This window comes from Kocuria sp. (assembly GCF_030538595.1).
Classification (GTDB): Bacteria; Actinomycetota; Actinomycetes; order Actinomycetales; family Micrococcaceae; genus Kocuria.
In genome coordinates this window covers 78,630-91,044 of record NZ_JAUNTS010000006.1, presented here as the reverse complement: position 1 = coordinate 91,044, position 12,415 = coordinate 78,630, and the positions used below count along the sequence as shown (strand labels likewise).

Genomic DNA, 12,415 nt, shown 5'->3' with positions numbered 1-12,415 from the left:
GGATGGCAACGGGCAAGGTGAGCGATTGCTCAGACTCGGGCGCCGTCGTCGTTGTCGTCACGGTGTTCGGGCAATCGGCCCAGCAATGTGATGACAGAGGAAATCACCACGGCCAGACCGGGGAACCACAACCACCATGGCAGCCCGTCCATGAGGAAGCCCAGGATCACCAGAACAACGGGGACCACCATAATGGCTGCCCACGCCACGAGTGTGCCAAGACGTAATCCTGCCGTCACGTGACCGGGGTCCGGCGGATGCCAGTCCTCGTCGGGCTCGGGGAATTGGGATTCGGGGTCAGGGGCTTCGGGCGCCGAGATTTCCGCGTCATCCGGTGCCTCAGATTCCGTGAGCCGTTGGACCAAGTCTTCCCAGGCGCGCTGATCGGCACGGGGATCACGTGGGGACTGGCTCATGCTGACCCACCGCGCGTGGCATCCAACGGTTTCCCGGTGATCGGACATTTCCCCTGGCCAATCAGGTCCACAAAAGCGCGGGAACGTGCCTGCACCACGGGAGCATCGTGATCCAAAGTGGCCACGTGGTAGCTGTCCGGCAACATGATGGTCTCCACCGGGCCGCTGCAAGCGGCCATGATGCGTTCGTGAGAGGAGTCGGACACCACGTGGTCCTGCCGGGAACGCAGCACCAACACCGGGGCACGGACCTGCCCCAGATGGCGTGACGTGCGCTTCATGAGCTGATTCAACTGCGCCACCCCCGCCACCGGAGTGCGGTCATAGGCGTATTCGTCCACACCGGCCTTGGCCACGTCACTGCCCACAGCGCCCGTGGACGTCACCGCATGGCGCAATACAAAAGCCGCTGGTGCCGCCCGGTTGTGCAAGGACAGCGCCGGATTCACCAGCACCACACCATCCACCACCTCCGGCATGGTCTCCGCCAATCTCAGCGCCAGGGCACCACCCATGGAAAAACCCGCCACCACCACACGGGTGTGGGACTGGGCAAGGTCACTGACCAATGCGTGGACGTGGCGGTACCAGTCCTTCCACGTGCTGGCACCCAACGCCTCCCACCCGGGCTCCCGATGCCCCGGCAACGCCGGAACCACCACGGAGTGCTCGGGGGTGAAACTCAAAGCCCAGTCCCGCACGCTGTAGACGGAACCTGTGAACCCATGAATCACCACCACACCCACGGACTGGGGTCCGGTACCCGGGATGCGGAAGGCCACCCGCGGGTCTTCTTCACTGGGGAGAACGACGCCGGAAGGCAGATGAACATTGGCACTCATGGCACCATCGTCTCACTGAACTCTCTGCGGTGAGACTGAACTCCTTGCGGTCGCACTGGACTCTCTGCGACTGACCTGGACTCTCGACGGCCACACTGGACTCCCTACGGCCGAGCTGGACTTCATGAGATACTTCAGCGGAATCACTCACGGTTCCAACCGTCGTCGTTGTTCCACAGCGTCTGCGGGCCAGCAGAGGTAAGCCGGAGGAGTGCGGACCACATGGTCTACATGTTCCTGAAGAACTGGGTGGTGGCCCCGTTCATCAACCTGTTTTTTCGCCCCAAAGTGGTAGGTGCCCACCACGTTCCGGCACGTGGCCCCGCCATCCTGGCCAGTAATCATCTGGCGGCGGCAGACCACATCTTCATGCCCATTGCGGTGGAGCGTCAGATCTTTTTCCTGGCCAAATCTGACTACTTCACGGGCAAGGGCGTCACAGGACGCCTGGTGGCCTGGTTCTTCCGTGCCATCAACCAGATCCCCATGGATCGCTCCGGTGGCAAAAAATCCGCCATGTCCCTCTCCGCAGGTGGCAAAAAACTGGCCGAGGGCGAACTCCTGGGGATCTACCCGGAAGGCACGCGCTCGCCGGACGGTCGGTTGTACCGCGGCAAAGTTGGCGTGGCGCGTCTGGTTTTGGAGTCCGGGGCTCCCGTGATTCCCATTGCCATGATCGGAACGGACGTGGTGCAACCCCTGGGCAAGCTGTTCCCCGCACCCTGGCGGCAAAAAAACGGCTTCCGGGTGACCACTGTTTTTGGTGAGCCCATGGACTTTTCCCATCTGCGTGAACGTGCCGGTGACCAGGACGTGGCCCGGCAAATTTCCGATGACATCGTGGCTGCCATCCAGAAACTCTCCGGCCAGGAATACGTCCCGGCCTACGCTGCGGACGTCAAACGGGCCGCGGCGCAGCGCAATGGTGCCGAATCCTGATGCGGACCAGCGTGGTTGTGGCCGCGGGCACCTGCCCAGCTGCGGTAGCGTAGAGGCTGCGCAACTGCGGTCTTGGGGCCTGCCGGTGCCACCTGGAGCCGGCAGCTGTTTTGGCCGTGGCTGCCGTGTCCACGCTGTGCTGACTGGTACGGCCAGGTTGTGGCCGCATCCAGCACATCTGTGCACCATCAACACATCTCGGCCCCAAGCAACGGGGCAACAACTCAAGGACGCATCACCGTGACTCAGGTTTCAGTAGACACCTCCCAGCTCCCGTTCCAGCCCGGCCCCAAGCCCACCGCTGACACGTATGGGCTGGACGAGTGGCGTGACCTGACAGCCGACCAGCAACCAACCTGGTCCGAGCACCCAGATTTTGCCGCCAGCATTCAGGAACTTTCCTCCGTGCCGCCCCTGGTCTTTGCCGGTGAGGTGGACACCCTCAAAGCCCGTTTGGCCGAGGTGGCGCAGGGTCGGGCCTTTTTCCTGCAGGGCGGTGACTGCGCCGAAACCTTCGAGGGCGCCACCGCTGACAAGATCACGGCCCGCGTGAAGACCCTGCTCCAGATGGCAGCGGTGCTGACCTACGGGGCTTCCATGCCCGTGGTGAAAATGGGCCGCATGGCCGGGCAGTTCTCCAAGCCGCGTTCCTCCAATGATGAAACCCGCGATGGGGTGACCCTTCCCACCTTCCGTGGGGAGATGGTCAACGGGTTTGATTTCACGGAAGAATCCCGGGTTCACGATCCCAACCGCATGGTGCGCGGCTACCACACCTCTGCCTCCACATTGAATCTGATCCGGGCCTTCACCGGCGGTGGCTTTGCCGACTTGCGCCACGTGCACTCGTGGAACATGGGCTTTGCCTCCAACCCCGCCCATTCACGCTACGAATCCACGGCGCGGGAGATCGACCGTGCCGTGAAGTTCATGGAGGCGTGCGGCGCGGACTTTGACGCCTTGAAGACCACGGAACTCTTCACCGGGCATGAGGCGTTGCTGCTGGACTACGAACGCGCTCTGACCCGCATTGACTCGCGCACGCACTTGCCATACGGCACCTCCGGGCACTTCCTGTGGATCGGTGAGCGTACGCGCGGCCTGGAGGACGCCCACGTGGATCTGCTCTCCCGTTTGCAGAACCCCATTGGCGTCAAGCTGGGTCCCTCCACCACCGCGGAGGATGCTCTGACTCTGATCGACAAGCTCGATCCCGAGCGTGTTCCCGGTCGTCTGACATTCATCACGCGCATGGGCGCGGCCAAGATCCGCGAAAACCTCCCGCGGGTGGTGGAAGCCGTGGAGAACTCCGGGGCCAAGGTGGTTTGGGTGACTGATCCCATGCACGGCAACACCGTGTCCACCCCGTCCGGGTACAAGACCCGTAACTTTGACGACGTCGTGGATGAGGTCCGTGGGTTCTTTGAGGTCCACCAGGCCATCGGTTCGCACCCGGGCGGTTTGCACGTGGAGATGACCGGGGACGACGTCGCAGAATGCCTGGGCGGTGCCTCCGCCGTGGAGGAAGCCCATTTTGCGGATCGTTACGAAACCCTCTGCGACCCCCGGCTGAACCACATGCAGTCGTTGGAGATCGCGTTTCTGGTGGCGGGTTACCTGGCCCGGGACTGAGCATCACTGAGTGCCCAGCGGCGCGTCCTGCGCCGCAGGGCACTCAGATCACGCGCAAGGTGATGGTGGTGCCGTCCTGAGACTGGCTGATCACACGCCCCAGCCGGCCACCGGCCACGTCTTCGCGTTGGACCGTGAAGCCCAAGTCCTCCAGCTGGGAGGTGGCATCGTCAATCGAGGAGCCCACCACGCTTGGCACCTCCGTTGGTTCTGCACCGGCTGAAACCGTCAGATCCACGGAGGAACCCTCATCCACTTTGGTGCTGACGACGGGGGACACGGCAATGACGGTGCCTTCGGCGGAATCGGAGAACTCAGTGGTGATCTGACCGGCACTCAATCCGGCATTCTCCAGGCGTGAGGTTGCTTCATCCTGGGAGACACCCTCAATGGATGGCACGCTGACTTGGGCTGGGCCACTGGAAACCAGGATGGAGAGCTGTTCACCCACCCGCATACTGGTGCCCTCCGTTGGGCTGGTACCCAGTACGGAGCCCGCGGGAACATCCGTGCTTGATTGTTCGTAAACCCGGACATTGCCAAAGCCCTGGTCAGCCGCTACGGATTCAGCCTGCTCGGCACTGGTCCCCACCACGGCGGGTACCACCTCAGTCCTGAAACTCCCGGAGCCGAACAGCCAGCCCAGGAAGGCTGCCAAGCAGACCAGCAGCACAGTCACGGCAAGGGCCAACAGGACTTTCAGCGCCGGGAAGCGCATCAGTTTCACCGTGGGTTTGGTGGGATCACTCTGCGGTGTCTCCACCAAGGGCTCCGGGTCGGCGGATCTGGTGGGAGCGGCGTCGTCGGAGTCTGTGGTGCCCCTGCCGTCAGCTAGCCGAGTGTGATCATCGGCGGCAGTTGCTGCCGTAGTGCCCAGTCCCACGGGGGTGGCGGAGGTGTGCAATCCCGTGATGTTGGTGGTGTCATCAAAAACCCCCAGATCACGGGGTGCCGGACCCTGCCGGCCCCCGGACGTGGCGCTGGTGATGGCCTCCGTGGGAGCTTCGGCGCACGGTCCGGTGGTACTGATGGCCTCTGTCTGTGCGCTGGCGGTGTGCCCATCCCACGGTTCCTGCGTGCGCACGGCCTCCGTCAGTTGTTCAGAGGAAGGGCGGCCAGATGAAGAGAGGCTGGACGAGCTTGGCGCGGAGCCGGCGGCCAGCGCTTCAGTCTCTTGTGCGGAAGCGGTCTGGTGTGGGGATACAGTTTGATCCTGCTCGGCCACGGCCAGATTGCCACCGGTCCGTAATTCCTCCACCGGTCCCGTGGCGGGTGCGGAGGCGGGAAGGACGGAGGCCCCCGGATCTGCGGTGACCGGTGCCAACGGCCCCGGCCCCTGGTGCCAACCCTCCGGAACGTGACCCAACTGCTGCGAATCCAGCTCGCGCCGCAGCGTACCCAGTTCCGCTGCCAACGCACCGGCGTCAGCGGGCCGTTGATCCTCCTGTTTTGCTGTCCACTCACTGACCATGTGCGCCACGCGAGAATCAATTCCGGGTACCACCTCAGTGAGGGAGGGCACCGTTTCTTCCGCATGCGCACGCGCCAGCGCCCACGGGTTACCCGTGAAGGGGCGGCGGCCGGCCAACATTTCCCACAGCAGGATGCCCACCGAGTAAACATCCGACCGGGTTCCCACCGGTTGTTCCAGGACCAATTCGGGGGCCGCGTAGGCCACGGTGCCCAGGACCGCCCCCGTGGTGGTGTGCTGATCGGCTCCGCGACTCAGCCCAAAATCAGCCACCTTGACCGTGCCATCCGTGCGCATGAGCACATTTTCGGGTTTGATGTCCCGGTGAATCAGTCCGGCCCGGTGCGCGCTGGCCAGCCCATCCAGCATGGGGCCCATGATCTGGAAAGCCTGTCCGGGGGTCAGGAAATTCTTGCGGTTCAACACATCCCGCAGTGTCCCGCCCTCCACGTACTCCATGACCAGGAACACCAACCCCTCCGGGGTTTGGCCCTGGTCCAGGACGGCCACCACATTGGGATGGGACAGCCGTGCGGCAGCCCGCGCCTCCCGCGCAAAGCGACCCACAAAATCTGGATCTTCACTCAAATGGGGGTGCATGATCTTGACCGCCACGGTCCGGTCAAGACGTTCATCAACGGCCCGGTACACACCGCCGGTACCACCCCGGGCCATGCGTGGACCCACGGTGTAACGTCCCTCCAGGACGGCACCGGTCAAATGATCTTCTTGAGCTCTTTGCACATGACAACCCTAAGTCAGGGTCCTGGGCTCTCGCTTGGAGCCGGTGCACGGCACAGCGGCGTGATCCACCGCTGATCTTCGGATCAAGGCTCAGGCCCAGGAACGGGTCTTGGCTTTCACCTGAGAGACATAGTCCTTGGTGTCGTCAAACATGCCGTATTCCTGCACACCGTGCAGCCCCTGGTAGTAGGCCGCAATGGCCTCATCGCGGTTCTCCGCGCGCTGGGTATTGGCCCGGATGATCGCCACCCCGGCGGTCACATTGTCCTGGGGGTCCAACAAATCAAGGTCGCGCCCCACCAGGTGCTCGGCCCATTCACCGGCGGAGGGCACCACCTGCATGGTGCCGATGGCATTGGCGGGGGAGACCACCTGGTGATTGAAACCTGATTCCTGTTCGGCATGAGCCAACGCCAGGGCCGGGTCCACACCCATGTCCCGGGCAGTGTTGCGCACCATGTCCTGCAACTGCTCATCGGAGACTTTTGGGCGTTCGCGCAGCTGTTTCAGCGAGTCATTGGCTGCCCGGATCGTGTGATCGTCGTAGTCATGGCCGGGAAAGTTGTTGGTCACCGGTGGGTCACCGGCAGGGTCATCATCAGCGGTGTCACCGGCAGCTTCAGCCTTGTCAGTGGTGCCACCGGGGACGCTCAAAACGGTTCCCGGACGCAACCCCGCTGACCAGTCCAGGTCATTGGCTTCCACCAGGTCAGCCACACTCACCTGGTGCTGTTGCGCCAGATCCCACAGCGAATCACCCGTCACCACGGTGTGCTCGGTGGCGGAGGCGTCGTCGTCGTGCTGCGGATCGGTTCCGGTGTCAGTGGCCGGTTCGGCTGTGTTGTGGCCGGGATCTTGAACTGAGCCAGCATCCGCGGTGGCCGACTCGGGTGAAGGCTCCGTCGGGGCGCTCAATCGCAAGTGCTGACCCGGGGTGAGGAGGGCATCGCCGTGGAGGTCATTGAACTCCATCAGATCGTCCACGGAGATCCCATTGGCGTTTGCCACCGACCACAGGGAGTCCCCGGGGAGCACCGTGCGCACCGGGCCGTCCGGCCTGGACTCATCCTGTGTGGGTGTGGGGTGATCGGGCTGCGGGGCCGCAAAACTTGCGGAGGCGCCCGTGATGCCCAGTGCAGCCAAGGCTGCTGCCGCCGTTGCGGCTCGGGTGGCGTTGCGAAGATGCGGGCGCGCCTCGACACCTGCGCGCTCAGTGCGGCGCGCAGAATCGTGGCCCTCGGGTGTGCGGTTCATCGAGATGACCTCAAGGGACTGGGGGAAACGACCCTGGGGAAGGTGAGGCCGCTTCCCAGAGGCTACCTGCCGTGGGCACGTTGCCCTAGCAGGTCAGGGAGCGAGTCTCGCCACATCCGGCGTCTGGGGCGTCGTGTCACCTGCCACGCATCGGCAGCGCATGGCACCCTGGGAGCGTGAAGACTTCCAGCAACCGTGCCGAAAACCCCACTCCCGAACAGTTTGCGCAGCTCGGCGAACTGGTCCAGCAATGGACCACCATCCCCGACATCGCCGAGGCCATGGACGTCATTGTGACGCGGGTGCATTCCCTGGTTGACGACGGCGCCGTGCTCGCCTTCCGCGATCCCGCCGACGGTGTCCGCCGGATCCCCGCCGACTTCACCACGCAGGACGGGCGCCCGCTGGAGGCCCTGCACGGCACGGTCTCCGTGCTGCGCGATGCCGGCTTCACCGATCTGGAAGCGGCCATCTGGCTGCTCAGCCAGGATGACTCGCTGCCCGGGCGACCCATCGACTTCTTGCACGCGGGGCGTAAAACCGAGATTCGCCGTCGTGCTCAGGCCATGGCCTGGTGATCCGGCTCCGGTGAAGTTGACCCCGGTGACATTGCCCGCTGTTCCTGGCCGTTAGCGGTTGCGCCGAACTGCCGCCTGCAGGATGCGGTGAAAGGCCTGGGCCACCACGGGATCAAGGTCAAGGGCATTGATCCCGTCGGCTGCGCGTGCCGTGAGGTCATCCACCGTCTCCTCCACGGCCTGAAGGGCTCCGCTGTCCGTGATGGCCTGGCGGGCGGCCAGAATGTGGGCTTCCGTGCAGTCCGGCTCGCCCAAGACGTCAAGGACTGCTGCGGCCTGCTCCGCGGTGGCACGTTCCAGGTGCACGGCGATCACCACCGTGCGTTTGCCCTCCCGCAAATCGTCCCCGGCGGGCTTGCCGGTGGTCTGGGGATCACCGAAGATGCCCAGAATGTCGTCACGAATTTGATACGCCTCTCCCAACGCCAACGCAAAGCTCCGGAATCCCTCCACGGCACTTTCGGTGGCCTCCTGGCCCTGCGCCAAGAGAACCCCCAAGGCCACGGGGTGTTCGGCGGAATACTTGGCGGACTTGTAACGCAGCACATTCAGAGCGCGGTGATGTGCCTGGTCAGCAGGAAGATTCGCGGCAGCGACTTCAGCATGGACATCCAGATATTGCCCGATCATCACCTGGGTGCGCATGAGGTTGAAATCTGCGGCCGCCGCTGATGGGTGCCCCGCCTCCGCCAACGCCCGCCCAAACAACTGTTCGGACCAGGTGAGTGCCAAGTCACCGATCAAAATGGCCGAAGAGACCCCAAAATGCGCCGGGTCCTGCTCCCACCCGTGAGTCACGTGGAGGTGTTCCATCCGCTTGTGCACGCTTGGCATGGAGCGGCGGGTGTCGGAACGGTCAACGACGTCGTCGTGAATCAGCGCCGCTGTCTGGAACAGTTCCAGCCCCGCGGCAGCCTGTACGGGAATCACGGAGGTGGGTGGGCCACCGGCTGCACGCCAACCCCAGTAGAGCAGCTGCGCGCGCGTGCGCTTACCGCCCGTGGACAGTGCGGCAATGGCAGCTACCAGGTCTTGGGCAGCGGGATCTATGCGGATTGCCGCCTCTTCCTGCTCCGCGAACCACTGCTGCAGGTCGGACTCCACCGCGGACAGAAATGCCTCAGTCTCACGGGCGATCTGCGTGTGGATCGCCCCTGCGTTCTGGGCTGGTGTGCCGCCCGAGCTTGTGCTGTCTGAGGCGGATGGAATGCTGGAGGTCGGCACGGAAGGCTCCCGGTGAGTCTTGGGTGAGTTGTGGCTGTGGCGGTCGGTGCCCTGCCCAGCGTAGACGAGCCCCGTGACCCGGGAGGTTGCCGAGTTCGTGAATGAACCCGGCCGTTACGGGGGACGCCAGGTTGGCGCACCCCGGTGGATGGGAAAGGTGGAACAAGGCCATGGGCACACAGGAGGACATCGCTGCCCTGCGGCGTACCGCCATCCTCCATGTGGACATGGACATGTTTTTTGTGGCTGTTGAGCTCTTGGAACGTCCGGAGCTGGTGGGGCGCCCCATCATTGTGGCCGCACAATCCAACCGATCCGTGGTGCTCTCCGCTTCTTATGAGGCACGCCCGTTCGGAGTGCGCTCCGGGATGCCCCTTGCACGGGCGCGTGCCATGTGTCCACAGGCCATTGTGCTGACGCCGCACTACGGGGTCTATCCCAAGTACTCGACGGCCATCATGGGGATTTTTCACGAGGTCACAGACCGCGTGGAACAGATCAGCGTGGATGAGGCCTTTCTGGACGTCTCCGGGGCCGTGCGTCGGCTGGGTCCGCCCGTGGCCATCGCGCGCATGCTGCGCCACAGGATTCTGGAGAGTACGGGGCTGACCGCATCCGTGGGGATCGGGGCCACCAAAACCATCGCCAAGATTGCCTCAACGCGGGCCAAGCCGAACGGATTGCTCCTGGTGGATCATCAGGACACGGTGGCATTTCTGGCGGAACTACCCGTGAGTGCACTGTGGGGCGTGGGAGCCAAGACAGCTCAGACGCTGCAAGCCGCCGGTCTGATGCACGTGGGGGAGTTGGCCGCCCAAACCCCCGCGGCATTGGCCCGGTTGGTGGGTCCGGCTGCGGGTGCTCATTTGCACGCCCTGGCCAACGGCCAGGACCCGCGCCCCGTGACACCCGTCCGGGAAGAAAAGAGCCTGGGAGCGGAAGGCACCTTTGAGGAAGACGTCACGGATGTGGGCCAGATCCGCCGTGAACTCCTGAGCTTGTCGCACCGGACTGCGGCACGGCTGCGTTCACACGGGCTACGGGCCAAGCGGGTGGGTCTGAAATTGCGGTGGGCGGATTTCACCACTATTTCGCGTTCTCGAACGGTGACACAGCCGTTTTCCTCCGGTCACGATCTGTTCGGCCACGCCCGGGATCTGTTCGACCAGGAATTGCCGCTGGCCGCTCCGGTGCGACTGATCGGGATTCGAGCCGAACATCTGGAGCCCGATCACAATGCGGTACAGCTGAGTTTGGACGGCCGTGAAGAAGACTGGGCGGCGGTGGAGACGGCCATGGATCGGGCCCGCAAACGGTTTGGAGACCTTGGCTTGGGGCCTGCCTCCATGTTGGGCCACCAAGGCACGGGGCACCGTCGAGAAGGCGAAGACAAAAGGCGTCCGGGTATGTGAAGTTGCCCCATTCCAGGTGTCTGGAAGGCAGCGGCGTCACCCACAGGCGTAATCCGGGCGTATCGGCCACGGGACTTGGAGGGTAGGCTTGTCCCAAAGACGGTGAGCAGTGCTGCCATTAACTCTGCCTGCCGGTTGACATCATCACCTTCCAGGAGGGACGTCGTGGCTCTGTCCGAGCGAGAGCAACAGCTGCTGGCGCAGTTGGAGCAGCAGTTGAATGCTGACGATCCCCAGTTCGCCAGCACCATGGAAACGCGGCCGGTCCGGCCCACGTTCTCCACACGCGCCATTGTGTTGGGCGCGGTCATCGGAGTGATTGGCCTCGGAATTGTCATCGGGGGCGTGATGCTCAATCAGATCATCGTGGGAGTTCTTGGATTCCTGGTGATGTCTCTCGGTGTCTACTGGGCCAGCACCAAAGGTGCGGGTAAGCTCAAGGCCACCGCAGACGGCGACCCCAAACCCAGTGCAGGTCCGGCACCCAAGGCGGCAAAGTCGTCGTCGGGATTCATGCGCAACCTGGAGAACAAGTGGGATGAACGCCGTTCCAGCGGTCAGTGAGCCATGACTCCAGCTGAGAGCTACTGACCTCAGCTGCTTGTGGTGTACCGGCCGAACTCCCCGGGAATCGCAGCTCCAGCTTTCACATTGTGGTTGATCACTTTGTTGTGGTGACCACGTTTCAGAGGCCCCGAACGGTTTGCGTTTGGGGCCTTTGGCATGCCCGGGACCGGGCGCCCAGACCGGGGTAGTGAGCTGGTGGAGCATCCGCGGGTTGCCGACTCCCCACGTGGCTGTCGACTTCCCACCCAATCGCCGACTTCCCCCGTGGCTGTCGACTTCCCACCCAATCGCCGACTTCCCACGTTATGGGCGGTGATGTCGCAGTCGGATGGGAGGTGAACGGTGGAGTGGGAACTCGATGGCGGGCCGGGCGGTGTGCGGCGCGGTGAGGCCCTCCACCGAGCTCCACCGGACGTTCCGTGGCCTCCACTACGTGCTCCACTGTCCTCCACCGTTTGCTCCACTGCCCTCCACTGAGCCTCCACCACGAGCCTATAGCTGCTCTGACTAGCTGAAATAAGACCATCACCACACCTCGCACAGCACACCACTGATCCCGAAAAAGCCCCATGATCGCCGACCTCTGGCGGATCGCGGTTGACCGGGGAGGAAAGTGGAGTAAAGTGGGGGAGCAGAGAGAGAAGTAGGAGGAACCTTTCAAACTGAGGTGGTGAGCATGTTCCTCGGGACGTACTCACCCCGACTGGATGACAAGGGGCGCCTGATCTTCCCGGCCAAGTTTCGTGAGGAACTGTCGGAAGGGTTGGTGCTCACTCGTGGCCAGGAGCGCTGCATCTATGTATTCAGTGCGGCGGAGTTCCAGAAGGTTCATGAGCAGATGAGGGCGGCCCCGCTGTCCTCCAAGCAGGCTCGTGATTACATCCGCGTTTTTCTCTCAGGTGCTTCGGATGAAGTGCCGGACAAGCAGGGCCGGGTCACCATTCCCACCCCGCTCCGTCAGTACGCAGGTCTTGATCGGGAGCTGGCCGTTGTAGGCGCAGGTTCTCGTGCGGAGATCTGGGACGCCCAAGCCTGGGAGTCCTACTTGGCGGAACAGGAATCGGCGTTCTCCGACACGGAGGACGAGGTGATCCCAGGGCTGTTCTGACAGTCACCTGCTGCGCAATCGAATAGCTGTCACGTGAGCGGTTGAACACCGCACCGGGATCTCCGCGGCGAGATCTCCACCCGCACTGCCGTCACCGTCCTGACTCAACTTCCCCTGAGCCAGGCCGGATTCGAGGGATGGCCAGCGGGCGGGGTTCTGGTCACGTAGCTCACGGTGCGGTGTTCGTCTGTGTGGGGAGCACCCCCAGTAAGCTGAGGGATCGAAAAC

At 63.7% G+C, this 12,415-nt stretch carries 11 protein-coding genes; 6 read left to right on the top strand and 5 right to left on the bottom strand.

Going from position 1 to position 12,415, the window contains the following annotated elements:
• Positions 1–29: 29 nt before the first annotated feature.
• Both Q4G32_RS06845 and Q4G32_RS06840 read right to left on the bottom strand, forming a co-directional pair.
• Positions 30–416, bottom strand: coding sequence for a hypothetical protein (locus Q4G32_RS06845; RefSeq protein WP_303350237.1), 387 nt, complete (start codon positions 414–416; stop codon positions 30–32).
• A complete protein-coding gene (locus tag Q4G32_RS06840; protein ID WP_303350236.1) occupies positions 413–1,258 on the bottom strand; it encodes an alpha/beta hydrolase in 846 nt (281 codons plus the stop codon). Before Q4G32_RS06840 ends, Q4G32_RS06845 begins: the two co-directional genes overlap by 4 nt.
• Positions 1,259–1,480: 222 nt before the next feature.
• Between Q4G32_RS06840 and Q4G32_RS06835 the strand changes: the two genes are divergently transcribed.
• Positions 1,481–2,197, top strand: coding sequence for a lysophospholipid acyltransferase family protein (locus Q4G32_RS06835; protein ID WP_303350235.1), 717 nt, complete (start codon positions 1,481–1,483; stop codon positions 2,195–2,197).
• A 240-nt stretch (positions 2,198–2,437) separates the two neighbouring features.
• Entirely contained in the window at positions 2,438–3,829 is a 1,392-nt protein-coding gene (locus tag Q4G32_RS06830; protein ID WP_303350233.1) for a class II 3-deoxy-7-phosphoheptulonate synthase, read from the top strand.
• 43 nt (positions 3,830–3,872) lie between these two features.
• On the opposite strand, the gene Q4G32_RS06825 is transcribed toward Q4G32_RS06830, so the two are convergent.
• On the bottom strand, positions 3,873–6,020 hold the full coding sequence (locus tag Q4G32_RS06825; protein WP_303350231.1) for a protein kinase domain-containing protein: 2,148 nt from the start codon (positions 6,018–6,020) through the stop codon (positions 3,873–3,875).
• Positions 6,021–6,134: 114 nt separating this feature from the next.
• On the bottom strand, positions 6,135–7,298 hold the full coding sequence (locus tag Q4G32_RS06820; RefSeq protein ID WP_303350229.1) for a lytic transglycosylase domain-containing protein: 1,164 nt from the start codon (positions 7,296–7,298) through the stop codon (positions 6,135–6,137).
• Between the two features lie 176 nt (positions 7,299–7,474).
• Between Q4G32_RS06820 and Q4G32_RS06815 the strand changes: the two genes are divergently transcribed.
• Positions 7,475–7,876 carry an Rv2175c family DNA-binding protein gene (locus Q4G32_RS06815; protein ID WP_303350227.1) on the top strand — a complete coding sequence of 134 codons (402 nt, stop codon included), beginning with the start codon at positions 7,475–7,477 and terminating at the stop codon, positions 7,874–7,876.
• Positions 7,877–7,927: 51 nt separating this feature from the next.
• On the opposite strand, the gene Q4G32_RS06810 is transcribed toward Q4G32_RS06815, so the two are convergent.
• Entirely contained in the window at positions 7,928–9,100 is a 1,173-nt protein-coding gene (locus tag Q4G32_RS06810; protein ID WP_303350225.1) for a polyprenyl synthetase family protein, read from the bottom strand.
• 170 nt (positions 9,101–9,270) lie between these two features.
• Between Q4G32_RS06810 and dinB the strand changes: the two genes are divergently transcribed.
• The 3 genes from dinB to mraZ all read left to right on the top strand — a co-directional run bounded on the left by dinB (position 9,271) and on the right by mraZ (position 12,187).
• On the top strand, positions 9,271–10,512 hold the full coding sequence (dinB, locus tag Q4G32_RS06805; protein WP_303350223.1) for a DNA polymerase IV: 1,242 nt from the start codon (positions 9,271–9,273) through the stop codon (positions 10,510–10,512).
• A gap of 165 nt (positions 10,513–10,677) precedes the next feature.
• Positions 10,678–11,076, top strand: coding sequence for a DUF3040 domain-containing protein (locus tag Q4G32_RS06800; RefSeq protein ID WP_303350221.1), 399 nt, complete (start codon positions 10,678–10,680; stop codon positions 11,074–11,076).
• Between the two features lie 679 nt (positions 11,077–11,755).
• The gene (mraZ, locus tag Q4G32_RS06795; RefSeq protein ID WP_303350353.1) at positions 11,756–12,187 is read left to right on the top strand and encodes a division/cell wall cluster transcriptional repressor MraZ; all 432 of its coding nucleotides are present in this window, start codon (positions 11,756–11,758) and stop codon (positions 12,185–12,187) included.
• Positions 12,188–12,415: the final 228 nt, after the last annotated feature.

Bases quoted from the DNA above. Each gene is read 5' to 3' on its own strand.
- Q4G32_RS06835 (WP_303350235.1), top strand. From the start codon at position 1,481: ATGGTCTACATGTTCCTGAAGAACTGGGTGGTGGCCCCGTTCATCAAC.
- dinB (WP_303350223.1), top strand. From the start codon at position 9,271: ATGGGCACACAGGAGGACATCGCTGCCCTGCGGCGTACCGCCATCCTC.
- Q4G32_RS06820 (WP_303350229.1), bottom strand. From the start codon at position 7,298: ATGAACCGCACACCCGAGGGCCACGATTCTGCGCGCCGCACTGAGCGC.
- Q4G32_RS06840 (WP_303350236.1), bottom strand. From the start codon at position 1,258: ATGAGTGCCAATGTTCATCTGCCTTCCGGCGTCGTTCTCCCCAGTGAA.
- mraZ (WP_303350353.1), top strand. From the start codon at position 11,756: ATGTTCCTCGGGACGTACTCACCCCGACTGGATGACAAGGGGCGCCTG.
- Q4G32_RS06845 (WP_303350237.1), bottom strand. From the start codon at position 416: ATGAGCCAGTCCCCACGTGATCCCCGTGCCGATCAGCGCGCCTGGGAA.